The organism is Polaromonas sp. P3_B4 (genome assembly GCF_056402835.1).
The window spans coordinates 3086997-3112709 of the sequence record NZ_JBFUGQ010000001.1 but is presented as its reverse complement, the minus strand read 5'-3'; the positions used below and the strand labels follow the sequence as shown (position 1 = coordinate 3112709).

The following is a 25713-nucleotide window of genomic DNA, read 5'->3' as shown; positions in this document are numbered from 1 at the left end:
CTTTTCACTTCGTGTAATACGCTGCCCCCCGAGGGGGCTATGCTTGCTTGGGGCGGCCCGGCGCGGCGCACTTCACGTTTCAGGGTGTTCACGATTTGACATCCTTTCCAGCCACGATGCCTTTGTCCTTGAGCGCCTGAATCTGTTCGATTGAAAGCCCGATCTCGCGCAGCACCGCATCGGTGTCTTGCCCCACCTGCGGCGCATTTCGGCGGTGCCCGCCCGGCGTGCGCGAAAGCTTGGGCACGATGCCGGGAACGGCCAGCAGGCTTCCGTCGTCCATCTTTACTTCATCGAGCATGCCGCGCGCCTGGTAGTGCGGGTCAGCAACGATATCGGCCACGGTGTAGATGCGGCCGGCGGGCACCGAGACCTTGTCGAGCGCCGCCAGCACCTCGTCTACTGTGAGATTCAACGTCCATTGGCCGATGGCCGCATCGATCTCGGCCACGCGCGCCACGCGGCCCGCGTTATCGGCCAGCGCCGGGTCGTTGCCGAGATCGCTGCGGCCTATGGTGGTCATCAGCCGTTTAAAGATGCTGTCGCCGTTGCCGGCCACCAGCGCATAGCCGCCGTCCTTGCACAGATAAGCGTTGCTGGGCGCAATGCCGGGCAGGGCGCTGCCGGCCGCGCCGCGCACCGCGCCAAAGGCGCTGTATTCAGGCAGCAGGCTTTCCATGCAGTTGAACACAGCTTCATAAAGCGCCACGTCAATCACCTGGCCTTTGCCGGAGCGCTGGCGTTCCTGCATCGCCAGCAGGATGCCGATCACGCCGTGCAGCGCGGCCAGCGTGTCACCAATGCTCACGCCGACGCGCACCGGCACACGGCCCGGCTCGGCCGTCAGGTGGCGCAGGCCGCTCATGGCCTCGGCCACCACGCCGAAGCCCGGCTTGTCGCGGTAAGGGCCGGTCTGGCCGTAGCCGCTGATGCGAAGCATGATGAGTCGTGGGTTCAGCGCCAGCAATTCGTCGGGTCCCAGGCCCCAGCCTTCCATGGCGCCCGGGCGGAAGTTCTCGATCAGCACGTCGGCGTCAAGCGCGAGCTGGCGCACGATGGCCTGCGCTTCAGGACTCTTCAAATCCAGCGCCACCGAGCGCTTGTTGCGCGACTGCACCTGCCACCACACGGAAGTGCCGTCTTTCAGCAGGCGCCATTTGCGCAGCGGGTCGCCCGTGCCCGGCGTTTCGACCTTGATGATGTCGGCGCCGAAGTCCGCCAGCGTCTTGGCGGCAAAAGGCCCGGCAATCAGCTGGCCGAGTTCCAGCACTTTGAGCCCGGTGAGCGGGCCCTGGCCGGGAGCGTGGGTAGAAGCCGCGAGGGATTTTTCAGGGGAGGGCATGGGCGGCAGTGTGCCGCCGCGGTCCGGCTCCGTCTATTTCCGTTTTAGGGCTTTAGGTTTCGCGTTTTGCGAAAGCGGGGTAAGAAAATCCACCAGCGATGCAATCCCCGCATCTGACTGGCCCGCCATGGTGGCCGTCAGCAGGCGGCGCTGGGCCCAGGCGTCGGCCAGCGGCCGCCAGCTGAGCTTCATGCTTTTGACCATGGGTAGCGTCGCGGCCTTGGGCAGGATGGCGACGCCCAGGCCGGAGGCCACCATGTGGCAGACGGCGTCAAAGCTGCGCACCTGCATGCGCAGCTTCAGCGGTCGGTTGGCGGCCAGCGCGGCTTGCTGCTGCTTTTGCAGCATGGCGGCGCCGGCGGTCAGGCTGATCCATTCTTCGTCGAGCGCATCGACAAAGGCCAGCGGCGTTTTGCCTGCCAGCGTGTGGCCGGCCGGCAGGATCAGCACCAGCTCGTCTTCGCGAAAGAGACGCGTGTCCAGCCCTGTGGTGTCGGGCCCTTCCACAAATACCGCCACATCGGCCCGGCCTTCGCGCAGAGTGGCCGCCACGGCTTCCGACACCTGCTCTTCCAGGTCGATATGCACCTGCGGATGCAGCTCGCCATAGCGCGCCAGCAAGGGCGGCAAAAACTGGCTGATGGCGGCGCTACTCGCGCACAGGCGGATGTGGCGCGCGATGCCGCGCCGCAGGTCGGCCAGTTCGCCGCCCAACTGTTCCATGGTCTGCAGCAGCGTGAGCCCGTGTTTGACGAAGACGCGGCCCGCCGCCGTGGGGAGTAGCCCGCGTGGATGGCGTTCGAACAGCGCGTCGCCCAGGGCGTCCTCAAGCTCCCGGATGCGCCGGCTGGCGGCAGCCAGCGCCAGGTGCGAATCGCGTGCAGCGGCCGTCAGGCTGCCTGTCTGGGCGCAGGCCACCGCCAGGCGCACCGACACCAGGTCAAACCGGGCGAGGTTGTAGCTCACGGGGAAATGAGCCTGAAAACTCAGGCCGCTTTCTTTTTGGCGGTGGCTTTTTTGGCCGCAGGCTTTTTCGCGATCAGGGTGTCCAGGTTTTTCACGATTTCGTCCTCGATCCTGTCCTTGAAGGCGCCGAGCAGGAAACCCAGCTTGGCCTGGAGATCGAAGCGGTCCTTGGTGACGGTCAGCGTGCCGCTGACACCCGAGCGGGTAAAGCTGACCAGGTCTTCGTCCTTGCCCTCTTCGTAGGTGCATTCCATGTCGAATTTTTCTTCGGCCTGCTCGGCCCATTTGAAGGCGATCTTGCGCGCCTCCGCAAGGCCCAGGGTGTGTTCGCGCTGGATCTGGATGTCAGCCATTGGTGGTCTCCGTGTTGTTGATTTGAAGCGCCTTGTGCCGTTCGTCTTTGGCAGCCGGGCCAGCCGTTTGACTGCATCATAAAACGCTTACCGGTGCCGACGTTTCGTTCAGGCAGTATTTCAAAGCGGGCTACGCTTTCGGCCCTGTTCAAGACACTGCGTTGTGATGTGATACTGAGCACTGTTGACGCACCCCCATCTACCCGTGCGTTGTCAGACAAATTTGCAACAGCCCCCTCTTTTGAAGAATCCAAATTCCATTCATTTTTGCAAAAGCGCCGATGGAACGGCCATCGCTTTCACTGCAACTGGCTGCGGGCCACCAGTCGTATGGGTCACCCTGCAGTACACCGACAACGACCTGACATCGCCTGGACCCGCGAGCAGGCACTGGATGGACGCGCTGGCCGCCCGCCACACCGTGATCAGGCTCGATATGCGGGGCTGTGGGCTTTCGGAGCGAAAACCTGAGCGCATGTCCCTGGATGCCTGGGTGGAAGACATTGAGGCGGTCGTCAATGCAGCGGGTCTGACGCGCTTTGCCATTGTGGCGGTGTGTACGGGGGCGTATGCGGCAATCGAGTATGCCGCCCGCCATCCTGCCCGGTTGACGCGCCTGGTTATCTATGGAGGGGCCGTTCGCGGGCGTTTGCGGCGTGAACTGACTCCCGCGCAACGGGACGATGCCATGGCGGCGTTGCAGGTGTATGAATCCGGACTGGATGGGCGAAGCGAGTTTGCGGTGTCTTTCCGGCGCATATTCACGGCACAATTTCTCCCGGACGCCTCGGCCGGGCAACTTGAGGCCCATGATCGAATCGTCAGCCAGCGCATGAACGGCGCCATCGCTGCGCAGAGCGTCCGGGCGTTCTATGACCTTGATCTCAGCGAAAGTGCGAAGCGGATTGACACTGCATGCCTGGTTCTACACGCCCGCCGAGACATTTTGTATCCGATAGACGAAGGGCAAAGACTGGCCACACTCATTCCTGCCGCACGCTTCGTTCCGATTGACTCGCACAACAACATCCCTTTGGTGGAGGAGCCGGCATGGCCCGGGGTGCGCGATACCGTGCTTGAATTTCTCGCCGGCAACGAGGGCGCTGTGGCACCTGCTTTCCGGCTGACAGTGCGCCAAGCCGAGGTGCTGAGGCAGGTAGCGCAAGGACAGACCGACAAACAGATCGCACGCACACTATCCCTGAGTCCTCGTACGGTTGAAATGCATGTGAGCGCTGCCTTGAAAGCCCTGGGTAGCAAGACGCGGGCTGAAGCTGCGCACCGGGCCGCGCAATACGGGATTTTCTAGCCCGGTCGTGGTCAGAGAGTCGGCTTGGCTACGGTATTGCCTACCGGGCCGAGATCTCTGGATACCGTAGTTCACACACTGTGCAGAGCCTTGCAGGGGCTGGATACTGCTCTTTCGAGAATCACGTTGCTGGCGTCACATCGACGATGTATGCCTGACCGATTGGGGCATCCCGTGCGGGCACTTTGCCGCAGCTCTGGAACGACATGACAACCAAAAAAAGGATCCATGAAGGATGAAAAGCTACCCGCTGCACAGCAGTGAAAAAGAGCGCGACAGGTTGAAAATGCAGGGGCTGGCGATACTGCCGCTTACCGAGAACCTGTTGACAGGGGCCGGCGTACAGCCTGGGTCCCAGGTCCTGGAACTGGGCTGTGGAAGCGGTGATATGACCTTGTTGCTGGCAAGCCGTGTGGGGCCCGGCGGCGAAGTGACGGCGGTGGACCGGGACCCGGCCCAGCTTGATGCCGCTGCGTTGCGCATCGCTGATTCGGGTTTTCAGAATGTGAAGTTTGTTTTGGCTGATCTGGACGATTTTGAGCCACCCCGGATGTTTGACGCTGTGGTTGGGCGGTACTTCCTGCTGTACATCGCAAGTCCCGAGGCTGCTGTTGCACGCGTGGCCAATTGGGTCCGGCCGGGAGGCGCGATGGCGTTTCTGGAAATGGATTTTTTCCGCGGCGTACACAGCAGCATCTGGCCGCCTGCATCGCCAGAAACACATGAGGCGATTGTGTTCATAGGCGATGTCATGCTGGACGCAGGCATCAATCCGTACATGGCAGCAAGGCTCCCAAGTATTTTGACGCGCTACGGCAGTGTGCAGGTGCAGACATCAGCACCTCTTCAGTATGGTGCACGTTCAATCGAACTGCCTCTGGAGGCGGTCAGGTCGGTCACACCCATGGCTCGAAAGCTCGGGCGTGCTGATGCGGATCATCACGATGTCGACGCGTTGCTGGCCCGGGAATTGGCGGGCCGCGACGAGCACACTGTGACCGTGCCGCCCATGTCTGTTGCTGCCTGGGTTCAACTGGCATGAGGCACGCAGCATCTCCTGTGTGCATTGGCCATCTTGCCGACCACCCGCAGCATCTCGCGGCGCTGGCCGTGTGGCACCAGGCGCAATTCGGCTATCTCAATACATCGGTTACGGTTGAGCAGCGCACGCAGAGGCTGAAGGCATCCGCGCAGAAGGGCGCGTTGCCGATGACCTTTGTGGCGGTCTGCGAAGGCCGGCTTCTGGGGTCGGCAAGTCTGCTGCCGCAAACGATTACCCATTCCCACTTATCGCCTTGGTTGTCCAGCGTTTATGTCGCGTCCGAGCACAGGAACAAGGGGATTGGGTCGGCGCTGGTCCGGCATGTGGTTCGGGAGGCCGCCGGCATGGGCAAAGACAAGGTCTACCTGTTTACGCCGAACAGCGAAGCCTTGTATGCCCGGCTCGGCTGGAAAGTCGTCGAACATACGGAACATCAGGGACACCGCCTCACGATCATGTGCGTGTAAGCCTATAGATACGCCCCTCGCCGCATGTGCTGGGACGCTGCCCAGGCTGAACTACTCTTTGGGCTGTCCGGCCTTGCGTTGGTGACTGTGTGCCTGCGCAAGGTTCACCATGTTGTGTTCAAGTGCCTTGCGCCGTTCGTCCTTGGGTAGCCGGGACAGCTTTTTGACCGCATCATAAAACCGTTGCCAGTCGCGGCCCTCGCGTTCGAACAGCGCTTCAAAGCCCGGTACCAGTTCGTCGTACGCGGCCTGTGCGCCAAACGAGGCATTGTTGGCGTTCGCCACCCACTGGTCGTAGCCGGCAAAGCCGCCCCATGATGCCTTGAGTTCAGCATAGGCGTCGCGAAAGCGCTGGTGCGCTATCATTTTGCTAGCTATTTGCGCAGGTTCTGATTGGGCTGCGGCATCTTTTTGATCATAAATTGCGGCCAATTCGCGGCGCGTGGCCAGTGCCAGCGCGCGGAACTGCCGGCGCCGGCCGTCAAATACGGCGTAGGCCTTGCGTGCGTCGTCACCGGCTTGCGTGGCCAGCCAGCGCTCGCTGCCCAGGCGCTCGACGGCAGTGGCAAACGATTCATTGAACATCATGTCACCCGGCGCATACACCACCTGATGGGACAGTTCATGAAAGATCAGCCGGGCGAGTTCCCCCTCAGGGTAGCCGATGAAGGTGTTGAGCAAGGGGTCGCCGCCGGCCCAGTTCATCCAGCCCAGTGTGGAATACGCGGGCACGCCGTAAACGCTGGCTTCCAGGCCTTCGGCCTTGAGCCGCGCCGCTTCGGCGCGCGCGTCGGCCTCGTTGAAGTAGCCGCGGTAGCCGACACAGCCTGTGACCGGGAAGCACCAGGTTTTGAGCGTGAGTGAAAACGCCGGCGCCGCCACCACGTTCCAGACCACGGCGCTGCGGCGCAGGTCGGCATAGCGGCGGTAGCTGGCGTTGTCCGGCAGTTTCAGCTCGGTCACCGCAAAGCTGCGGATGCGCTGCGACAGTTCCAGCCGGCTTTTTAATGAGGCCGATGTTTGCGCTTCGCCGAGCCAGTCGTCCACCGGCCGGGCGGCGTTGAGCATCTGCATGTGGCCGCTGACGGACTGCCAGTAGTAACCCAGGTCAGCACACCCCGTGAGGCATAACGCGGCTGCGGCCAGCGCAGCAGCCAGGCCGGTCAGTGTCTTGGCGCGCGTTCGGCTCACCGTGCCTCAGGCTGTTTCAGCGTCGCGCTGCACCTGCACCAGGCAATCGTAAAAGACGGGGCCGCGGCCCATGTCGGTCAGGTGCTGGCTGGTGAGCTGGTTCACGTTGGTGCCGTCCAGGCCCAGCTTGCGCCACCAGATACCCAGGCCGTTGACCACGCCGGGGCGTGCCCGCGTGGAGACTTCAGCCTTGACCCGGTACTCGCCGCGCTGGTTGAACACCTTGACGACCGCGCCCGTGGTGATGCCGCGTGCAGCGGCATCGTCCGCATGAATCTCCAGCACCGGTTCGGTTTCCATATCGCGCAGGCTTTTCACGTTGACGAAGGTGGAGTTGAGGAAGTTGCGCGCGGGCGGTGAGATCATGGCCAGCGGGAACTGGTCGGATGTGTTGGCTGCTTCGTAATTGGGCACGTGGCCGGGCAGGCCGTCGGCGCCGGTGGCCGCGAGGCGCGCACTGAAGAACTCGCAGCGCCCGGAGGCGGTGGGGAAGTTGCCGGTGGCAAACGGCGCATCGGGCAGCGCCAGCGTGGCAAAGCCCGTGTCCAGCAATTGCCCAAAGTCCACCTTGTCGCCAAACGTGGCGCGGCACAGCTGCTCATCGTTGTCGGCAAAGCAGGGGTCGGTAAAGCCCATGTGGGCGGCCAGCTCGCGAAAGATCTGCGTATTGGGTTTGGCCTGGCCCATGGGCGCGATAGCGGGGCGATTCAGCAGCACGTCGGTGTGGCCATAGGAGGCATGCATATCCCAATGCTCCAGCTGTGTGGTGGCCGGCAGGATGTAGTCGGCGTAGTCGGCCGTGTCGGTCTGGAAGTGCTCAAGCACGACAGTGAAGAGGTCTTCACGCGCGAAGCCCCGAACCACTTTTCCGGATTCCGGCGCCACTGCCACCGGGTTGCTGTTGTAGACGATCAGCGCCTCGATCTTCGGGCCAAATTGAGGCGATGCAGCTTCGAGCAAGGCGTTGCCGATGGTGCTCATGTTGATGGTGCGCGGCTGGCGGCCCTGCAGCAGGTCGGGCCGCTGCAGGGCGGCTTTGTCGACGGGAAAGAGCCCCGAGCTGCTGAGCAGCACGCCACCGGCGCGATGCCGCCACGCGCCCGTCAGCGCGGGCAGGCAGGCAATGGCACGCGCCGCATTGCCGCCGCCGTGAACGCGCTGCATGCCGTAGTTCAGGCGGATCGCTGCGGGCTGTTTTTTGACAAAGCATTCGCCATAATCGCGCGCCAGCGAGCGGATCTGTTCCGCCGGCACGCCGCAGACCGCGGCTGCACGTTCGGGGGGCCACTGCAGCGCGCGCTCGCGCAGCCCGCCGTCCGGGCTTTGCCAGCCCAGCGTGTGCTGCGCGATGTAGTCGTGGTCGAGCCAGTCGTGGGTGATCAGCTCGTGCATCAGGGCCAGCGCCAGCGCGGCGTCGGTACCCGGCAGCAGCGAGATGTGCTCATGGCATTTCTCGGCGGTTTCGCTTTTTCGCGGATCGATGCAGACAAGTTTTGCGCCGTCGCGCTTGGCTTGTTGTGCGTAACGCCAGAAGTGCAGGTTGCTGCCGATGGAGTTGCTGCCCCAGATGATGATGAGCTTCGATTCGGCAAAAAACTCCACCCGCATGCCGACCTTGCCGCCCAGTGTTTGCGTCAGGGCCTCGCCGCCGGCTGATGAGCAGATGGTGCGGTCCAGGAATGACGCACCGAGTTGGTTGAAAAACCGGCCCGCCATGCTTTCGCCCTGCACCTGGCCCATGGTGCCGGCATAGCTGTAAGGAACGATCGCTTCGGGATTGCGTGCGGCGATGGGCTTGAGGCGGGCCGCAATGTCGGCCAGCGCCGCTTCCCAGCTCACCGGCTCGAACTGTCCGCTGCCTTTCGGGCCGCTGCGCTTGAGCGGGCTCAGCAGGCGCTCCGGATGGTAGGTGCGTTCGGTGTAACGCGACACCTTGTTGCACAGCACGCCGCCGGTATGCGGATGGTCCGGGTTGCCCTGCACGCGGATGGCCACGCCGTCCTCCACTGTGGTCAGCAGCGAGCAGGTGTCGGGGCAGTCGTGCGGGCAGGCACCCAGCACCTGTACGGCCGCAGGCTTCAGCCCGGTGTCAGGTTTCGCCTCGGTCCTAGGGGAGATGCTGATGGTATTGCTCATGGTTCAACTTTATATTGACAGCCATACCGGCCCCCGGGGATGAGGAGACAACATGACAACAAAAACAGGAATGCAGTCATTCCGCGCGCTGGTCAGGATCACCATGGTAGCGGCACTGGTCGCCCTGATGGCGCCGTGGGTGTATGCCGAGGACGGCATCAGCAAAACCGCTGTAACGCTGGGGCAGTCACTGGCCATGACGGGGCCCGGCAGCACACTGGCTGTGCCGTTTGCCCAGGGCGCGCGCCTTTACTTCGACCACGTCAATGCCGGCGGCGGCGTCAACGGCCGCAAGATCGAACTGACGACGCTGGACGATGCGGGCAACCCCGATACCGCCGCGGCCAACACCCGCAAGCTGCTGGACCAGAAGGTGTTTTCGCTCTTCGGCTACTACGGCTCGCCGCAGGTCACGGCCGTCAACCCGCTGCTGAAAGACACCGACATTTTGCTGTTCGCCCCCATGGCCGGCGCCGACGAGTTGCGCGGCTCGCTGTACCCCAATGTGTATTCCGTGCGCCCCGGCTATTCGGAAGAAGCCGCCATGATCACGCGGCACGCCGAAACCCTGGGCATGCGCAAGCTGGCCATACTGCACGGCAAGGATGCCGAATCGCTGGCGGCACTGGATTCAGCCGAGCGCACCATGGGCGGGCTGGGCGCCAACCTGGTGGCCAAGTCGGCCCTCTCGGGCGGCAGTGTGGCCGCGAGCGTTGAACAGATTCTGGGCAAGAAGCCTGAATCCGTACTGGTCATCAGCGACGCTGCCGGCGCCGCCAGCGCGATACGCGATTTGCGCGCCAAGGGATTTCGCGGGCCCATCTACGGCTTTTCCAGCACTGGCGAAAGCCTGTTGGCCGAGCAGCTGGGTGCGGCCGGTGCCGGTGTGGTGGTGGTGCGCGTCACACCCAAGTCGGACAACGCCAAGAGCGTCCTGGTCCGTGAACTGCAGGCCGACGCTACAGCGGCCAAACTGGGCAAACCCAATGTGTACATGCTCGAAGGCTACATCGCTGCCTGGACGTATGTCGAAGCCCTGCGCAAGGCCGGAAAGGACCCGACCCGCGTCAAACTGCGCAAGGCACTGGACACCATGCAGGAGTTGAACCTGGGCGGTTTTCGGGTGCACTTTGACGGGGACCGCGTGGGCTCCAAACTGGTAGAGCTCAGCCTGATTGATGCCACCGGACGGGTGCGGGAATAGGAAGAGTGAGATAGCGAAAATTGGCGAGTGTTGTGGGTTGGATGATGCAAAAGGTGACAAATTACCGGCTGTTGCGTTGCTGGCTTCCGCTAAAGTAGTGACCTATCTCACGTATTTGTAACTTAGTTTTTACAAATTAAGCTGTTTGTAAACTTTTGTTGCGAAGATTGCGTCATGAACATTACTCGCAGAACCTTTTCCACCGCTGCCGGCGCTTCCGTGCTGGCGGGTTTCAACATCGCGCATGCCCAGACCGACAAGATCATCCTGGGCCAGTCGGCGCCTTTCACCGGCCCGGCTGCGCAGCTGGGCATCCAGTTCTACCAGGGCGCGAAGGTGTACTTCGACCAGGTCAACGAACAGGGCGGCGTCAACAAGCGCCTGATTGAAATCCGCAACCTGGATGACGGCTATGAACCCGCCCGCTGCGCCGAAAACACCCGCAAGCTGATCGAGGATGAGGTGTTTGCGCTGTTCGGCTACATCGGCACCCCCACCAGCATCGCTGCCCTGCCGCTGGCCATCAAGGACAAGGTTCCGTTCATCGCGCCGTTCACCGGTGCCATGGCTTTGCGTGAACCTTTCAACAAAAATGTCTTCCACGTGCGCGCGTCCTACAACGACGAAACCGGCCTTATCGTCAAACAGCTGACCGCCCTGGGACTGAAGAAAATCGCCGTGTTCTACCAGAACGATGCCTACGGCAAGGCCGGGCTGGACGGCGTCACGCTGGCCCTGGGTGCACAGAACCTGAAGCCCGTGGCGCAGGCGACTGTTGAACGCAATACGGTGGACGTGGCCAAGGCCGTCACCACGCTGGTGGCCGCGGGCCCCGATGCGGTGGTGCAGATCGGTGCTTACAAGGCCTGCGCAGCTTTCATCCGCGAAGCCCGCAAGGCCGGCTATGGCGGCACGTTCTACAACGTGTCGTTTGTCGGTACGCAGGCGCTGGCCGACGAGCTGGGCAAGGAAGGCGCAGGCGTGGTGGTGTCGCAGGTCATGCCTTCGCCCTACAACGGAGCGCGGCCGATTGTGCGCGAGTTCACCGAAGCAGTGAAGGCGGCCGGCAAGGACGCCAAGGTTAATTTCTCCAGCATGGAAGGCTATGTGGCCGCCAGGATTCTGGTGGACGGTCTCAAGCGCGGCGGCCCCAAGATGAGCCGTGATTCGCTGATTTCCGGCCTGGAAGCCATCGGTACCCAGTCGCTCGGCGGGTTTTCCGTGACGTTCTCGCCGACCGACCATGTGGCGTCCCACTTCGTGGAGCTGTCGATGCTGACGGGCGACGGCCGGATCAGGACCTGAAGTACTGACTCCCCCCCGAAGCGGCCTGCGGCCGCCTCCCCCTCAAGGGGGCGCCACTAGTGGCCCGGCAAAGCCGGTTCCACGGTGGCCCGCGCGAAAACCCGCCCACTAGCGAAGTCCGTTCGATCAGGCAATTTGCCGCGTAGCGACCAACCCGCGCATGAAATCCTCGCAGCGCGCGAGCTGTTCCAGGCTCACAAACTCGTCGGGCTGGTGCGCCTGGTTGATGCTGCCGGGCCCGCACACTACCGTGGGAATGCCGGCGTTTTTGAATAGGCCTGCTTCGGTGCCGAAAGCGACCAGCGTGGTCTCTCGTGTGCCGGCCAGGCGCTGCGCCAGTTGGGTCACCGCATCGCCGGCGGAGCCGAGAAAGGCCGGTACTTCACAAATCGTCTCAAAGCTGAAACCGGCGTCGGGCGCTATCTTTTTCATAGCTGGTTGCGCAAGTTCCGCATAGGCTACAAGCTCTTTTTGCATTAAAACTGCATCCGCCGTGGGCAGGTTGCGGAATTCGTAGCGGAACTCCGCGTCGCGCGGCACCACGTTGTCGGCAATGCCGCCGTGGAACTGGCCGACGCTGGCGGTGCTGAAGGGCACATCGAAGCCTTCATAGCGCGGCTCGTTCGCTTCAAAGCCGTCGGCCATGTCGCGCAGTTTGCCGACCACGCGCGCGGCCATCTCGATGGCGTTGACGGATTGCGGCGTGAGCGAGGAGTGCGCCTCCTTGCCGCGCACGCAGCATTTGTAGCGGTACACGCCCTTGTGCGCGGTGGCCGGCACCATGCTGGTCGGTTCGCCAATGATGCAGGCCAGCGGTGCGATGCCCGCGTCTTTCATGTCGGCGATCAGCTCCCGCACGCCCAGGCAGCCGACTTCCTCGTCGTAGCTCAGCGCCAGGTGCACCGCAAACGGCGCCTGGCTGTTCAAAAAATCTCCGGCGTGGGTCAGCGCCAGGCCGATAAATCCCTTCATGTCGCAGCTGCCGCGGCCGTACAGCCTGCCATCGTTCACCGTGCCCGACAGCGGGTCCAGCGTCCAGTCCTGGCCGTCCCAAGGCACCGTGTCAGTGTGGCCCGAAAGGATGATGCCGGCCGGTTTGCCTTCGCCCAGCGTGGCAAACAGGTTGGCCTTGGTTTTGTCGGCATTGGTGGTGATGCGGCTGGCAACGCCGAGCTTTTGCAGCTCGTCGCGCACGAAATGAATCAGCGCCAGGTTGCTGTTGTCGCTGACCGTGTTCATGCGGACCAGGGTCTGGACCAGTTGCAGGGCGCGGGGGGACACGGGAGGAAGCGAAGGGGATGGGATCAAGGTGGGGCCCGGGAAGATGGAGGAGGAAGGCGCGGAATCCATCGCCTATTTTGGCCGCATTCCCGGATATCTGGCGCCGGTCCTGTCAGGTATGCTTCAACGTCGCTTTCCTCCGGGGCGTTTTCGCCCATCCTGATGTCTTCCTTGTCCCCTTCTTCGTCCTCTTCCCCGCTTGCGCTGATACGGCTCATGCGGCCGCACCAGTGGCTCAAAAACGCCTTTGTGTTTGCCGGCCTGGTGTTCAGCCAGAACTGGCAGGACACCGCGCTGGACCTGCGCGTCTTCTACGCCTTTGCCGCGTTCTGCTGCCTCTCCAGCATGGTCTACATCATCAACGACTGGCACGACCGGGCCAGCGACGCCCTGCACCCCACCAAGCGCCACCGGCCGCTGGCCAGCGGCGCGGTGGCTGTGCCGGTGGCGCTGGTGCTGGCGGTCCTGTTGCTGATGGCGGGCCTGCTGCTGGCCGCGGGCAACCGCACGCTGCTGGTGCTGCTGGGCCTGTACACGGTGCTGAACCTGGCGTATTCGTGGCGGCTCAAGCAGGTGCCGGTGGTCGATGTGTCCATCATTGCCTCGGGCTTCATGCTGCGCCTGCTTGCCGGCACCGTGGCGGTGGGGATTCCGCCTTCGCGCTGGCTGCTGCTCACCGGCATTTTTGTGGCCCTGTTCCTCGGTTTTTCCAAACGCAAGGCCGAAACTTTTCATGAAGAAGCCAGCCAGCGCGCCGTGCTGGCGCACTACCCGGCGGCCCTGCTCGACACCTTCATGGCCGCGACCATGACAGCCACGCTCACCACCTACAGCCTGTTTGCCACCAGCCCCGAGGCGCAGCTGCAGCATGGCGAGCGCCTGCTCTACACCGTGCCGGTGGTCATTTTCGGCATGCTGCGCTACACCTACCAGGTGCACCGCGGCCGCGGCGAAGACGTGGCGCGTGACATGCTGCGGGACCCGTGGATCCTGGCGGCCGGCGCGATCTGGCTGGCCATCTTCCTGAGCCGCCGCCTGTGATTCCCGAGGGCGCTCCGCCGCCCGCGCGCGGTACCTTGCCGTTCAAGCAGCTGTTGCTGGTGCTCGGCGTGGTAGCCACGGCTTATGCGGCCGTGCTGCTGATCTGGGGTGACAGCCCCAGGGCCTCGCTCGCGTTGCTGTGGTCGTGGACGGGCGCCCAGGCAGCAGGCCTTTGCCTGCTCAACTATTTGCTGCGAGGCCTCCGTTGGCGGCTCTGGATGGCCCACTTCGGGCGCCATTTCGGCTGGCTGCAGGGGCTGAGGCTCTACCTGGCCGGTTATGCCTTCACGCCCACGCCGGGCAATGTGGGTGAAGCGGTGCGCGGCCTGATGCTGGCCCAGCGCCCGCTAGGCACCGCGCAAAGCCTGGCCATCTTCGGCGCCGAGCGGCTGGCCGATTTGCTGTGCCTGTTGCTGCTGTGTTTGCCCGCCGTGTGGTGGGGCCTGAACCATGGCGCGATGCCGGCATCACCCGCCTGGCTGGCCGGGCTGCTGGCTGCCGCAGCCCTGCTGCTGGCGTTGGTGCTGGGCCTGCTGTTCAAGCACCGCGCACGGCTGTTCCTGCGCTTTGCCTGGCTGCAGGAGGCCTGGTTGTGCCTGGCGGTGCGCCCGCTGCTCTGGTTTGGCCTGACGTTCGCGGCCTGGGCCGCGCAGGGTGTCGCGGTCTGGCTGGTATGCCGCGAGATGAATGCCCCCCTCGGCCTGCTGACAGCCACCGGGTTTTACGCGACCGCCATGGTGGCCGGGGCGTTGTCTGCCCTGCCGGCGGGCCTGGGCGGCACCGAAGCCGTGCTGACCGGCCTGCTGGTGGCACAGGGCGCCACACCGGCTGCAGCCCTTTCCATCACGGTGCTGGTGCGGCTGTTGACCCTGTGGCTGGCCGTCGCCATTGGCGTGGTGGCCTTGCTTTATAGTGCGGCCATCCGCAAGGAAATCAGTTTTCGCTAGCCCCTGCGGGCCTTCTTTCCTGGCCTTCCCCGCACCATGCAAAGCCGCCAGACCTACCCGTTCCCCTAGTTTTCATGCCCCAGAACCAAGACACCGCCGCTTTCCCCGTTTCGCTGAGCCGCTGGCTGCTGGCCGCCGGCCTTCTGTCACTGCTGCTGCGGTTCTGGATCGCCGTCACCTTTCCGGTCACCGGTGACGAGGCCTTTTTCTATTGGTGGGGGGTGTACCCCGCGTGGGGGTATTCAGACCACCCGCCCATGGTGGGCTGGCTGATTGCGCTGATGCGCGCCACGCTGGGCGACAGCCTCTGGTCGATACGCCTGCCCATCGTGCTGCTGCCGCTGGCTCTGGGCGGGGCGCTTTGGTGGGCCCTCAAGCCGGCGGGCAAGGTGCGCGCTGCCTGGGCCGTGCTGTTTTTCTGGCTGGCGCCGCTGAACTGGCTTAACGTCCTGATCACCACCGACACACCGCTGATTTTCTGGTCGGCACTGTCGGTGGCCGCGCTGATGCGCGCCGAGCGACGGGCGCAGCTGGACCGCGCCGCTTACGGCCTCTACGCCCTGTCGGGCCTTTTCCTGGGCTGTGCCTTTCTGTCGAAGTATTTCTCGGTGGTGCTTGGCTTCACCTACTTCGTTTACTTCGTGTTGTACCGGCGTGAGCGGCTCGCGGGTTTTGCGCTGCTGGTGCTGTGTGCCTTGCCCGGCCCGGCGATCAACATCACCTACAACATGTCGCACGGCTGGTCGAACATCATGTTCAACGTCTACAACCGCAATGAAGATGCGGTGTTCGAATGGCGCAAGCCGCTGACTTACATCGGCATGATGGTCTACCTGATCACGCCCGTGGCGGTATGGATGGCTGTGCGCTACCGTGATGCGCTGATGGCCGCTGCCCGGAACCAGCGCCTGCTGGCCTGCCTGGTGGTGGTGCCGCTGCTGTTTTTTGCGCTGCTGTCAGGCAAGAAGGTGATTGGCCTGCATTGGGTGCTGTCGTTTTACCCTTTTGGCTTCGCCTTTTTGGCGTTTGCCTTGCCGGCTGACAGGCTCAAGGCCTGCGCCAAGGGGCTGGCCGTGTTTGCCGGCCTGCATGTGCTGGCGGTGGCCGGGCTGTACATGACGTCGCTGGATACCTGGAAAACGACCAAGCTTTATCCGCAGATCATCCGCAGCTACAAGACCGCCGAAATGCTGCAGCAGGTCACCGTGCCCGGCGTGGTGCTGATGGGCGAGGCCTATACGCCCGCGTCGATTTTCGGTTTCGAACGCCGCGAATACATGCCGGTGTTCGGCGTCGGCAAGTTCCATGCGCGCCAGGACGACATGCTGGTCGACTTTTCGCTCTACCAGGGCAAGACGGTGCGTGTCATCGTTGCCGACAAGCCGAAGCTGGAAGAGTTTGCGCCTTACTTCGAGTCGGTGCGTGTGCTCAGCTTCAAGCAGGACGGCGTGCCCTTTTACGCGGTTGAAGGCATGGGCTTTAAATACCAGGCCTACCGCGAAGGTGTGCTGGGCACGATTTTCAAGCGCTACTTCAACATCCCTTCGTGGCTGCCGATGACGGGCTGCCCGTTCTGCGTGCGCTACTGCGGGCAGGTGCGATGCACGAGGTGATCGCTGCCGGGGCCGGTCCCGTCGTCGCGGCCTTTGACTTCGACGGCACGCTGACCCGGCGCGACACCTTCATGCCTTTCCTGGCGCGCGGCCTGGGCTGGCCGCGGTTCCTGGTGGCCGTGTTGCGCTGCCTTCCCTGGTTGGCCGGCTATGCGCTGCGCCTGGTGCCCAACCACGTCGCCAAAGGCAAGCTGATGCAGGCCACGCTGGCCGGCCGCAGCCTGGCCGAGATGGAGAGCTGGACGGCCCGCTGGCTGGCCCACGATTTTCCCGGCCAGCTGCGCGAGGACGCCATGGCGCGCCTGGCCTGGCACCGCGAGGCCGGGCATTGCTGCGTCATGGTCAGCGCGTCGCCCGACATCTACCTGCCCGTGGTGGCACGGCAGCTGGGGTTTGACGCGCTGCTCTGCACGGAAATGGAAGTGGTGGACGAGGGTGAGGACGGGCATCTCACCGGCCGCCTCACTGGTCGCATGAGCACCCCCAACTGCCATGGCGAGCAGAAGGTGCTGCGACTGCAGGCCTGGGCGCTGGCGCGCTATGGGGAAACAGCGCTGGACGGCGTCACCCTGTATGCCTACGGCGATACCTCCGGCGACAAGCCCATGCTGCGGCTGGCCCGGCATGCGTGGTACCGGGGCAAGCCTTGGGTGGATGCGGCGCGGCCGGTGTGAGGGCTTGAGCCGGTCTGGCCCGGCGCATGACGCTGGGCAGGTTCAGGACTGGCCGGATGGCGCTGCTGACGCTATGATTTTGATAGCTCCTCGCGCTCGTCCTTTATGCCTTGCAGCCCTTTTTGGCACTCCAAAACAGCTCAAAATCCTGCCCCGAGAGACTGAAAATCACCAAAACGGACTCCAAAGTGCCTGCTGGAGGCCGTTTTAGCCTGTTTTTGAGCATAAATTCGGCCTTTAGACCAATACTGACGGGCGCAAGCAGCTATCAAAACAGTAGCAAAAACGGGCAGGGCCCGTGCGCCTTGGGACGCGCGGGCCCTGCCGGGAATGTTGCGGTGAGGCTTTCCGCTGCCGGCTCAGTCTTCGAGTTCGGCCTTGGCCATCTCCACGTCCAGCCGTTCGGTGGCGTCCAGCGGTTTGCTGGCCGCGGCCTGTTCGTACAGCTTGGTGGCTTCCTTCATTTTTTTGTCGCCTTCCAGCATGACCAGGCCGTTGGCGTATTCGATCATGCCAATGGCCGAGCCCGGGTGCAGCTTGAGCGCGTCCTTGTAGAGCGCCAGGCCGATGTCTTTTTTGGCGCCATAGGTCATGCCGCCGATCAGCGAGCCCACCTTGTCGATCACCTCGGCATGGAAGGCCGCCAGTGCGATGTGCGCGTCTGCGTGCTTGGGTGACAGCTTGATGGCCTGCTCCAGCGAATTCTTCACCTTGGTCCCGAGGCCTTGGGCCAGCGCCTTGGCCACGCTGATGCCCTGGCTGTAGCGGCCCAGCGCATAGGCCTGCCAGTACCAGGCGTTGGCGTTCTTTGGGTCGGATTTTTGCTGGGCTTCGGCGCGTGCGGCCACTTCCATGAACATGTCCAGCTTGGCCTTTTCCTTGGTTTCAAGGTAGGTGGCGTACATGCTGGTGGCCTTGTTGGCCACGGTGATGCCGTCGCCGCCGGCCTTGGTGCCGGCTTCAGCCGCTTTCTGGAAGTCGCCGTTATGAAACAGCACCCAGGTCTGCAATACATCGGCATCCTTGGGCAGGGGCTCACAGTCGCCCTGGTGCAGTCGGGCCCAGCTCTTCTTCAGGCTGGCAGCATCAAATGTGTAGTCGCCGGCGTGGGGAAAGGCAGTCCATTTGGCCATGTGTGTTGTCTCCTTGGTAAAAATTGTTGGTGTTATGAATGACGGCAGTTTGACGGAATTCAAGCCGGGTTGCTGTAAGCCCCGACCAGCGCCTGCAGATGCGCGCGCTGGCCTTGCTCAAGATAGGGAATCAGCAGGTTGAGCACGTGGTGCGCACCGCGCAGCAGGGCGGCCTGTGCGTTGGCAGGTTCCAGCGCGTTGCGTGGGTCGCGCACGTACTCAAAGCTCAGCCAGTAAGTGAGCACCACCACCATGCTGGTGGCCGTGGCCTCGACCTCGCGCGAATCAATCGTCACGGCGCCTGAGCGGCTCATCCCGTCCAGCAGGGCTTTCACGGCGCGGGTCTTGTTTTTGAGCACCCACTGGAAGTGGGTTTCGAGGCGGCGGTTCTTGCTCAGCAGGTCATTGAGGTCGCGGTACAAAAAGCGGTACTGCCAGATCAGCTCGAACAGCGTGTGCATGAAAAACCAGGCGTCTTCCACGTCGCGAACGCCGTCGCTGGCATTGAGCAGCTCGCTCAGGGATTTTTCGTAGCGGTCAAACAGCGAGTTGATGAGCTCGTCTTTGGCGGGGTAGTGGTAGTACAGGTTGCCTGGGCTGATGCTGAGCTCGGCGGAGATCAGCGTGGTCGACACATTGGGCTCGCCAAAGCGGTTGAACAGGTCCAGGGTGACCTCCAGGATCCGCTCTGCTGTACGGCGCGGCGCTTTTTTCGCCATAAGTTGTCTACCTCGTGTTGTTCTTTACTCTAACCCAGCGTTTCCCCGGGCGACACTAGGGAAGTCCATCAATCCGCACGGCGGTTTGCAACAGGGTGAACGGCATGGCATGCACCTTTGGCAAACCTTTGGGTTAAGCGCCGGCTGACGCGGGCAGCTTGCGTGCAGCGGGCCGCAGCGCGTGGCTCAAATCTTCCATCACATCTTCGAGCGAGGCAATGGCGCGGCCCACACGGGTGGCGGCAGGCCTTTCAGCCACCAGGTGGCGCCTGGGGTCTTCCAGAACGTCCAGGTTCAGCGACACGCCGTGCCGCGCCAGCGTGGCAGACAGCGTGGTCTTGCGTGAGCGCAGCATCTGCCGGGTGTTCTGGTAGGCGTGCTCGGCCAGCTCGCGGCGCTGCCGGTAACTGAAGGTATTGGCCAGGAACATCTCGGTGTCGCGGGTGTCGGGTTCCATCAGCACGATGTCGGTGCCGGGATAGGCATGCGCGTAGTGCTTCATGCCGAGCTCCAGCCGCGAGTGGATCATCGAGCGGAAGGTCTGGCTCATCACGGCGGGCAGGCCGCCGCTCACTATGCGCGGGATGGCCTGCTTTTCAGCCGGCAGGCCGCGGCGCATGACGCGCTGGTTCATGGCCAGTGCGGGTGCGCGGGTGGCGTTGAAGGGCACCAGCGGGTTCAGGCAGAACATCAGGTCAACGCCGTCGTCCAGTGCCACGCCGGCGTGCATGGTCTTTTTCAGCGCGCCGTCCACGTAGTAGTGGCTGTCGATCTCCACCGGCGGAAACAGGCCCGGCAGGGCCGAGCTGGCCTGCACGGCTTTGGAAATGGGCACGTGATCCCAGCCGGGGCGGCCGAAGGGCGCGGCGTCCCCGCTGTCAAGATTCGTCGCGACCAGTGTCAGCCGTGTGCGGAGCTGGCGAAAGTCGTTGGTGCGGCCGGGTTTGGAAAACAATGCGGTCAGGCGCGTGTCGATTTCGTCATTGGAGAAAACGCCGGTGGGCAAGGCCGGGCCCAGCGCCTCCAGCGCATTGACCAGTGACTTGCGCCCGAAGGTGGCGCGCCAGGCCGCCGACGCCAGCAGGCCGGGCAGCATGATGCCGCGCCGCAAAAATTCGCCATACGCCGGCACCATCAGCCAGGCCGGGTCAAACACCTCGGACGCCTGGTCGCCGTTTTCAATGAAGGCGGCACACAGTTCGCGCGGCGTCATGCCGTTGGCAAGGCCCGCCGCGATAAAACCGCCGGCTGACACGCCGACATAGTGGTCCAGTTCGGTGAATGAAAGCCCCTGCAGGGATTCGTCGAGCGCGCACAGCGCACCGATTTCGTAGATGGCGCCCAACGGGCCGCCGCCAGAGAGTGCCAAAGCAATGCGCGGCCGGGCGGCGGACCGTTTCGTCATCTTTGCCGGGTCGGCTGGCTGCGTAGCAGCTAGATGACCACCGCCCGACAACGCAAGGGCGATGCGCGGTTTTGCAGGGCGTTTATTTTTTGCGGGCTTCGCTTGGGTCATGGCTGGAAAGTGTAGACGGCGGCCCTGGAACTATTTGCTGCTTTGCAGCAAAGTCAGGGCGCTGGGTGATTGCGCGCAGGCGTAAAAAAAGGGACGGTGTGTCCCTTTTTTCCAGAGTACCCTGTGCTCAGGCTGATTTGCGTGCCGCAGGGCGTTTGGCCGCGGGACGGGCCGCCTTTTTCGCCGCGGGTTTTGCCGCTGCGGTTTTGGCTGCTGGCTTGCCGCCCATTTTTTGTACATTGCGGTTGAGCTCGTCAATGCGTGCGATCAGGGCGTCCACGTCTTTGGCCGAAGGCACGCCGAGTTTGTTCAGGGCCTTGGCCACGCGGTCTTCAAAGATATTTTCCAGCTTGTCCCACTGGTGGCCGGCCTTGGACTGGATGTCGGTGGCCATGCTGGCCATCTTGTTGGTGGCTTCAGAAATTTTGCCTTCAGCCACGGCCTGGGTCTTGCGCTGGATGGACAGGCCTTCCTTGACCAGGGTCTCAAACACTTTGCCGCCTTCTTCCTGCGCCTTCGAGAATGCGCCCAGGCCCGCCAGCCAGATTTGCTGGGCGGATTCCTTGACGGCACCGGACAGCTGTGGACCGGACTTCTTGTCAGCGCTCATTTTTTGCAGTTTCTTGACCATGGTTTACTCCAGACAGTTTGTGGTTATGGAACTTCGCGGGCAGTATGCCGCACGCATGGGGAAAATATAAGCCCTCCTCGCGGCGGCGTTTAGGTGCGGCGTTCTAGAACCGTGAACAGGTTCTAGGCATGCGGCTCTATGGAAAAGCACGTGCAGTCAGGCTGAGCGCGGGTTTCTGCTGAATAGAGAGTCCTGCCGTTTAAGCAAGAATCACTTTTTGACTTGGCCGTTCAGCGGAGGAAACACAAAATGCATTATTTCGTTACAGGGGCCACAGGCTTCATTGGCAAGCGCCTGGTAAAAAAACTTCTGGAACGAAAAGGAACGACCGTTCATTTCCTGATCCGCAAGGAAAGCGCCGGCAAAGTGGCGGCGCTGCGCGAGTACTGGGGCGTGCCTGCTGCCCGTGCGGTGGCCGTGCACGGCGACCTGACCAGCAAAAAGCTCGGTGTCAGCAGTGAAGACATCAAGAAACTCAAGGGCGAGATCGGGCATTTTTACCACCTCGCTGCGGTGTATGACCTGAGCGCCGACGAGGAAAGCCAGGTGGCCGTCAACATTGACGGCACCCGCAATACGGTGGAATTTGCCAAGGCGATTGACGCCGGCCACTTTCACCATGTGAGCTCCATCGCAGCTGCCGGCCTCTATGAAGGCGTGTTCCGCGAGGACATGTTCGAGGAAGCTGAAAACTACGAACACCCGTATTTCATGACCAAGCACGAGAGCGAAAAAATCGTGCGCAAGGAATGCAAGGTGCCCTGGACGGTGTTTCGCCCTGCCATGGTGGTCGGCGACAGCACCACCGGCGAAATGGACAAGATCGACGGGCCGTACTACTTCTTCAAGCTGATCCAGCGCATGCGGCAACTGCTGCCGCCCTGGATGCCGGCGGTGGGGCTGGAAGGCGGGCGGGTCAATATCGTTCCGGTCGATTTTGTTGTCGATGCGCTGGACCACCTCAGCCACAAAACCGGCATTGCCAAAAAATGCTTTCACCTGGTGGACCCGGTGGGTTACCGCGTCGGTGATGTGCTGGACATCTTCAGCCGCGCGGCCCATGCGCCGAAGATGAACCTGTTCGTGAATGCCGCCCTGCTGGGCTTTATCCCGCGCGGCGTCAAAAAGAGCCTGATGGCGCTTGCGCCGGTGCGCCGCGTACGCAATGCGGTGCTTGCCGACCTGGGTCTGCCGGAAGACATGCTGACGTTTGTCAACTACCCGACCCGCTTTGACTGCCGCGACACCATGGCTGCGCTCAAGGGTTCGAACATCGAATGCCCCAACCTGAAAGACTACGCCTGGCGCCTCTGGGATTACTGGGAACGCCACCTGGATCCAGACCTGCATATCGACCGGTCGCTGCGCGGCACGGTCAACGGCAAGGTGGTGCTGGTCACCGGTGGTTCGTCAGGCATCGGCCTGGCGGCGGCGCACAAGTTTGCCGATGCGGGTGCCATCACCATCATCTGCGGGCGCGACCAGGACAAGCTCGACGAAGCCTGCAAGGAAGCCAAGGCCAAGGGCTATAACTTCGTGGCTTACCCGGCCGACATCGCCGACATGGCGGATTGCGACCGTTTCATCAAGGAACTGATCGCCAACCATGGCGGCGTGGACTTCCTGATCAACAACGCGGGCCGCTCCATCCGCCGCGCCATTGAGGCCAGCTACGACCGTTTTCACGATTACGAGCGCACCATGCAGCTCAACTACTTTGGCTGCCTGCGCGTGACCATGGGGCTGTTGCCCGGCATGGCGGCCAAGCGCAAGGGCCATGTGGTCAATATCAGCTCCATCGGTGTGCTGACCAATGCGCCGCGCTTTTCGGCCTATGTAGCCTCCAAGGCCGCGCTGGACGCCTGGACGCGCTGCGCATCCAGTGAATTTGCCGACGTCGGCATCAGCTTTACCACCATCAACATGCCGCTGGTGCGCACGCCCATGATCGCGCCGACCAACCTGTACAACAACGTGCCCACGCTCTCCCCTGAAGAGGCCGCCGACATGATTGCGCAGGCCTGCATCTTCAAGCCGGTACGCGTGGCCACCCGCCTGGGCATCACCGGCCAGCTCATGCATGCGCTGGTGCCACGCATCGCCCAGATCGCCATGAACACCAGCTTCCGTATGTTCCCCGACTCATCGGCTGCCAAGGGCGACAAGAGCGCCAAACCGACGCTGTCGGCCGAAGCGGTGGCGATGCAGCAGATGATGCGCGGGATTCATTTCTGAGCATGTTTCAGGCTTGAAGCCAAACGGGCCTGGTTTTCCAGGCCCGTTTTTCGTTGGGCGGCGGCCACGGCTGGGGGATAATTCGTTTCCAGGCGCCGTTGCCGCACGTGCGCCGTCAACAAAGGCTATCCATGATTCTGGTCACTGGCGGAGCCGGTTTTATCGGAGCCAACTTCATTCTGGACTGGCTCGCGTTGCACGATGAGCCGATCCTCAATATCGACAAGCTCACCTACGCGGGCAACCGCGACAACCTTCGTGGGCTTGAGGGTGACAGCCGCCATGTCTTTGCGCACGGCGATATCGCCGACAGCCGGTGGGTGGCCAGCCTGCTTGCGTTGCACCGGCCGCGCGCCATCATCAACTTCGCGGCGGAGTCGCATGTCGACCGCTCCATCGACGCGGCCGAAGAGTTTGTGCAGACCAATATCGTAGGCACTTTCCGCCTGCTGGAGGCCGCGCGCGCCTACTGGTCGGGGCTGGAAGGATCAAGCGGCACGAACTTTCGGTTTTTGCAGGTGTCGACGGATGAAGTCTATGGCTCGCTGACGTCGGCGGCGGCGGCTTTCCGCGAAGTTGACCGCTATGAACCCAACAGCCCTTATGCCGCAAGCAAGGCGGCCGCCGACCACCTGGTGCGTGCCAGCCATCGCACCTATGGCCTGCCGGTGCTTACCACCAACTGCGCCAACAACTATGGGCCCTACCAGTTTCCGGAAAAACTGATCCCCCACATGATTGTTGCAGCGCTCGAAGGGCGGTCCTTGCCGGTCTACGGTGATGGCCTGCAGGTGCGCGACTGGCTGTATGTCAAGGACCATTGCAAGGCGATCCGCATGGTGCTGGAGGCCGGCCGGCCCGGTGAGACCTACAACATCGGTTGCCAGGGAGAAAAAACCAATCTGGATGTCGTGCGCACGATTTGCCGCCTGCTCGATGAATTGCGGCCGGTGCCGGCCGGCTATGCCGGCTTGATCACCCATGTAGCCGATCGCCGCGGCCATGATGCCCGTTACGCCATCGATTCGAGCAAGATCCGCCATGAGCTGGGCTGGCATGCTGACCAGAGCTTCGAAGCCGGCCTGCGCCACACCGTGCGCTGGTACCTGGACAACCCAGGTTGGCTGCAAGCGGTGCGTGAGCGCGGCCATACCGGGTGAGTCCATGCTGAAGATCCTGCTGTTCGGCAAGAGCGGGCAATTGGGCGCGGAGCTCTTGCGCAGCCTGGCCGCGTTGGGCGAGGTGATTGCACCTGATCGGAGCCAGCCTGGCGGCGACCTTGCCGACAGCGTTGGTATCCGGAACGCCGTACTCGGAGCCAGGCCCGATATCGTCGTCAATGCGGCGGCTTTCACTGACGTTGATGCGGCCGAGGGCCAGCCTGATATGGTCAACGCGATCAATGCCGATGCACCGGCCGTGCTGGCCCGGTCGTGTGAAGAGACCGGCGCCTGGTTTGTTCACTATTCGAGCGACTATGTCTTTGATGGCAGCGGAGGAACGCGGCCGTGGACCGAGGACGACACCGCCTTGCCGCTGAACGCCTATGGCCTTGGCAAGCTGCTCGGCGACCAGTTGGTCGCGAAAAATTGCGCACGACACCTGATCTTCCGCACAAGCTGGCTTTATGCGGCGCATGGTGAAAACTTTGCAAAGAAAATCCTGCACAAGTTGCGCAGGGACGGCCGGCTGGCGGTGGTTAACGACCAGTTCGGTGCGCCCACCGCAGCGGCCTGGCTGGCCGACCTGACTGTGTTGGCGTTGACGCGCGTTCTCGCGGATGAGCAATTGGCCGGGCTTTATCACGCGGCTGCCGCCGGTGAAACTTCCTGGCATGGCTATGCGTGTTTTGTCGTTGAGCAGGCACAAAAGACCGGCCTGTTGCCCAGTGTGCCCATAGATGCAGTCCAGCCCGTGGCGTCAACTGCCTACGTGCAGGCAGCCCGCCGTCCATTGAACTCACGACTTGATACTTCGAAGCTGCGGCGGACTTTCGGGGTCGACATTCCCGATTGGCAAACCGGTGTCGCCAAAATGGTTGAGGAGCTCTCATGAAAGTCACCCCGACGGCCCTGCCCGAAGTGCTGCTGATTCAGCCTGAAGTTCATGCCGACGCGCGGGGCCTGTTTCTCGAAAGCTTCAACAGGCGCGATTTTGAGCGGGCAACCGGGCTTGACGGCGGTTTTGTACAGGACAATCATTCGCGCTCGGTTCGCCATGTGCTGCGCGGCCTGCATTACCAGCTCAGGCAACCCCAAGGCAAGCTCGTGAGGGTGGTCAGCGGCAGCATCTGGGATGTGGCGGTCGATGTCCGGCGCTCCTCGCCGAATTTCATGCGTTCGGTCGCGTTCGAGTTGTCGGCCCAGGAGCATCGGCAGCTTTGGGTGCCGCCGGGCTTTGCGCACGGCTTTTTGGTGCTTAGCGAATTTGCCGACGTGCTGTACAAGACCACCGACTACTACGCCGCCGAACATGAACGCTGCATCCGTTGGGACGACCCGGATCTGGCGATTGCCTGGCCCCTGGCTGGCACTGTACCTCTGCTTTCAGCCAGGGATTGTGACGGCGCGACGATGGCGCAAGCCGAGCTGCCGCCATAGCCGCCGCG

23 protein-coding genes are annotated in these 25713 nt (G+C 62.9%); 13 read left to right on the top strand and 10 right to left on the bottom strand.

From position 1 onward, the window contains the following. Positions 1 to 88: 88 nt before the first annotated feature. Genes AC1DVV_RS14785 through AC1DVV_RS14775 form a run of 3 tightly spaced genes read right to left on the bottom strand, consistent with a single transcriptional unit; the run spans position 89 to position 2661 of the window. A complete protein-coding gene (locus AC1DVV_RS14785; RefSeq protein WP_457281263.1) occupies positions 89 to 1342 on the bottom strand; it encodes a CaiB/BaiF CoA transferase family protein in 1254 nt (417 codons plus the stop codon). Positions 1343 to 1375: 33 nt separating this feature from the next. Continuing rightward, the gene (locus AC1DVV_RS14780) at positions 1376 to 2308 is read right to left on the bottom strand and encodes a LysR family transcriptional regulator (protein ID WP_477701667.1); all 933 of its coding nucleotides are present in this window, start codon (positions 2306 to 2308) and stop codon (positions 1376 to 1378) included. 20 nt (positions 2309 to 2328) lie between these two features. Further along, on the bottom strand, positions 2329 to 2661 hold the full coding sequence (locus tag AC1DVV_RS14775; RefSeq protein WP_457281261.1) for a polyhydroxyalkanoic acid system family protein: 333 nt from the start codon (positions 2659 to 2661) through the stop codon (positions 2329 to 2331). Positions 2662 to 3055: 394 nt separating this feature from the next. Here AC1DVV_RS14775 and AC1DVV_RS14770 point away from each other — a divergent pair, with 394 nt between their 5' ends. The 3 genes from AC1DVV_RS14770 (at position 3056) to AC1DVV_RS14760 (ending at position 5479) form a co-directional block, all read left to right on the top strand. Next, positions 3056 to 3970, top strand: coding sequence for an alpha/beta fold hydrolase (locus AC1DVV_RS14770; RefSeq protein ID WP_477701666.1), 915 nt, complete (start codon positions 3056 to 3058; stop codon positions 3968 to 3970). A gap of 235 nt (positions 3971 to 4205) precedes the next feature. After that, on the top strand, positions 4206 to 5012 hold the full coding sequence (locus tag AC1DVV_RS14765; protein WP_457281260.1) for a class I SAM-dependent methyltransferase: 807 nt from the start codon (positions 4206 to 4208) through the stop codon (positions 5010 to 5012). Further along, a complete protein-coding gene (locus AC1DVV_RS14760) occupies positions 5009 to 5479 on the top strand; it encodes a GNAT family N-acetyltransferase (protein WP_457281259.1) in 471 nt (156 codons plus the stop codon). The genes AC1DVV_RS14765 and AC1DVV_RS14760 overlap by 4 nt, the downstream gene beginning before the upstream one ends. 51 nt (positions 5480 to 5530) lie before the next feature. Here AC1DVV_RS14760 and AC1DVV_RS14755 read toward each other — a convergent pair whose 3' ends face one another. Continuing rightward, positions 5531 to 6670: an aminopeptidase gene (locus tag AC1DVV_RS14755; RefSeq protein ID WP_457281258.1), complete on the bottom strand. Its 1140-nt coding sequence runs from the start codon at positions 6668 to 6670 to the stop codon at positions 5531 to 5533. A 6-nt stretch (positions 6671 to 6676) separates the two neighbouring features. Then, positions 6677 to 8806 carry a molybdopterin-containing oxidoreductase family protein gene (locus AC1DVV_RS14750; RefSeq protein WP_477707210.1) on the bottom strand — a complete coding sequence of 710 codons (2130 nt, stop codon included), beginning with the start codon at positions 8804 to 8806 and terminating at the stop codon, positions 6677 to 6679. Positions 8807 to 8858: 52 nt separating this feature from the next. On the opposite strand from AC1DVV_RS14750, the gene AC1DVV_RS14745 reads away from it, so the two are divergent. Both AC1DVV_RS14745 and AC1DVV_RS14740 read left to right on the top strand, forming a co-directional pair. Then, the gene (locus AC1DVV_RS14745; protein ID WP_457281256.1) at positions 8859 to 10010 is read left to right on the top strand and encodes an ABC transporter substrate-binding protein; all 1152 of its coding nucleotides are present in this window, start codon (positions 8859 to 8861) and stop codon (positions 10008 to 10010) included. A gap of 174 nt (positions 10011 to 10184) precedes the next feature. After that, positions 10185 to 11315 (top strand): ABC transporter substrate-binding protein, encoded by a 1131-nt coding sequence (locus AC1DVV_RS14740; RefSeq protein WP_477701664.1) that lies wholly within the window; start codon positions 10185 to 10187, stop codon positions 11313 to 11315. Between the two features lie 126 nt (positions 11316 to 11441). Here AC1DVV_RS14740 and argE read toward each other — a convergent pair whose 3' ends face one another. Continuing rightward, entirely contained in the window at positions 11442 to 12596 is a 1155-nt protein-coding gene (argE, locus tag AC1DVV_RS14735) for an acetylornithine deacetylase (protein ID WP_477701663.1), read from the bottom strand. 162 nt (positions 12597 to 12758) lie between these two features. Between argE and AC1DVV_RS14730 the strand changes: the two genes are divergently transcribed. The 4 genes from AC1DVV_RS14730 to AC1DVV_RS14715 all read left to right on the top strand — a co-directional run bounded on the left by AC1DVV_RS14730 (position 12759) and on the right by AC1DVV_RS14715 (position 16871). Further along, a complete protein-coding gene (locus AC1DVV_RS14730; protein WP_477701662.1) occupies positions 12759 to 13637 on the top strand; it encodes a decaprenyl-phosphate phosphoribosyltransferase in 879 nt (292 codons plus the stop codon). Next, positions 13634 to 14584, top strand: coding sequence for a lysylphosphatidylglycerol synthase transmembrane domain-containing protein (locus tag AC1DVV_RS14725; RefSeq protein ID WP_457281252.1), 951 nt, complete (start codon positions 13634 to 13636; stop codon positions 14582 to 14584). The genes AC1DVV_RS14730 and AC1DVV_RS14725 overlap by 4 nt, the downstream gene beginning before the upstream one ends. Before the next feature lie 74 nt (positions 14585 to 14658). Continuing rightward, positions 14659 to 16197, top strand: a complete 1539-nt coding sequence (locus AC1DVV_RS14720; protein ID WP_477701661.1) for an ArnT family glycosyltransferase — start codon at positions 14659 to 14661, stop codon at positions 16195 to 16197. Continuing rightward, positions 16131 to 16871 carry an HAD-IB family hydrolase gene (locus AC1DVV_RS14715; RefSeq protein WP_477701660.1) on the top strand — a complete coding sequence of 247 codons (741 nt, stop codon included), beginning with the start codon at positions 16131 to 16133 and terminating at the stop codon, positions 16869 to 16871. Before AC1DVV_RS14720 ends, AC1DVV_RS14715 begins: the two co-directional genes overlap by 67 nt. Before the next feature lie 359 nt (positions 16872 to 17230). On the opposite strand, the gene AC1DVV_RS14710 is transcribed toward AC1DVV_RS14715, so the two are convergent. From AC1DVV_RS14710 to AC1DVV_RS14695, 4 genes are all read right to left on the bottom strand, one after another. Continuing rightward, positions 17231 to 18004 carry a tetratricopeptide repeat protein gene (locus AC1DVV_RS14710; RefSeq protein ID WP_477701659.1) on the bottom strand — a complete coding sequence of 258 codons (774 nt, stop codon included), beginning with the start codon at positions 18002 to 18004 and terminating at the stop codon, positions 17231 to 17233. Positions 18005 to 18063: 59 nt separating this feature from the next. Continuing rightward, positions 18064 to 18723, bottom strand: a complete 660-nt coding sequence (locus AC1DVV_RS14705) for a TetR/AcrR family transcriptional regulator (protein WP_477666536.1) — start codon at positions 18721 to 18723, stop codon at positions 18064 to 18066. 133 nt (positions 18724 to 18856) lie between these two features. Next, positions 18857 to 20128, bottom strand: a complete 1272-nt coding sequence (locus AC1DVV_RS14700) for a patatin-like phospholipase family protein (protein WP_477701658.1) — start codon at positions 20126 to 20128, stop codon at positions 18857 to 18859. Between the two features lie 238 nt (positions 20129 to 20366). After that, entirely contained in the window at positions 20367 to 20870 is a 504-nt protein-coding gene (locus AC1DVV_RS14695; RefSeq protein ID WP_431098472.1) for a phasin family protein, read from the bottom strand. 249 nt (positions 20871 to 21119) lie between these two features. Here AC1DVV_RS14695 and AC1DVV_RS14690 point away from each other — a divergent pair, with 249 nt between their 5' ends. The 4 genes from AC1DVV_RS14690 to rfbC all read left to right on the top strand — a co-directional run bounded on the left by AC1DVV_RS14690 (position 21120) and on the right by rfbC (position 25705). Next, positions 21120 to 23105, top strand: coding sequence for an SDR family oxidoreductase (locus AC1DVV_RS14690; RefSeq protein ID WP_477701657.1), 1986 nt, complete (start codon positions 21120 to 21122; stop codon positions 23103 to 23105). 131 nt (positions 23106 to 23236) lie between these two features. Beyond that, a complete protein-coding gene (rfbB, locus tag AC1DVV_RS14685) occupies positions 23237 to 24265 on the top strand; it encodes a dTDP-glucose 4,6-dehydratase (RefSeq protein WP_477701656.1) in 1029 nt (342 codons plus the stop codon). Positions 24266 to 24269: 4 nt separating this feature from the next. Then, positions 24270 to 25160: a dTDP-4-dehydrorhamnose reductase gene (rfbD, locus tag AC1DVV_RS14680; protein ID WP_477668535.1), complete on the top strand. Its 891-nt coding sequence runs from the start codon at positions 24270 to 24272 to the stop codon at positions 25158 to 25160. Continuing rightward, positions 25157 to 25705 carry a dTDP-4-dehydrorhamnose 3,5-epimerase gene (rfbC, locus tag AC1DVV_RS14675; protein ID WP_477701655.1) on the top strand — a complete coding sequence of 183 codons (549 nt, stop codon included), beginning with the start codon at positions 25157 to 25159 and terminating at the stop codon, positions 25703 to 25705. Before rfbD ends, rfbC begins: the two co-directional genes overlap by 4 nt. Positions 25706 to 25713: the final 8 nt, after the last annotated feature.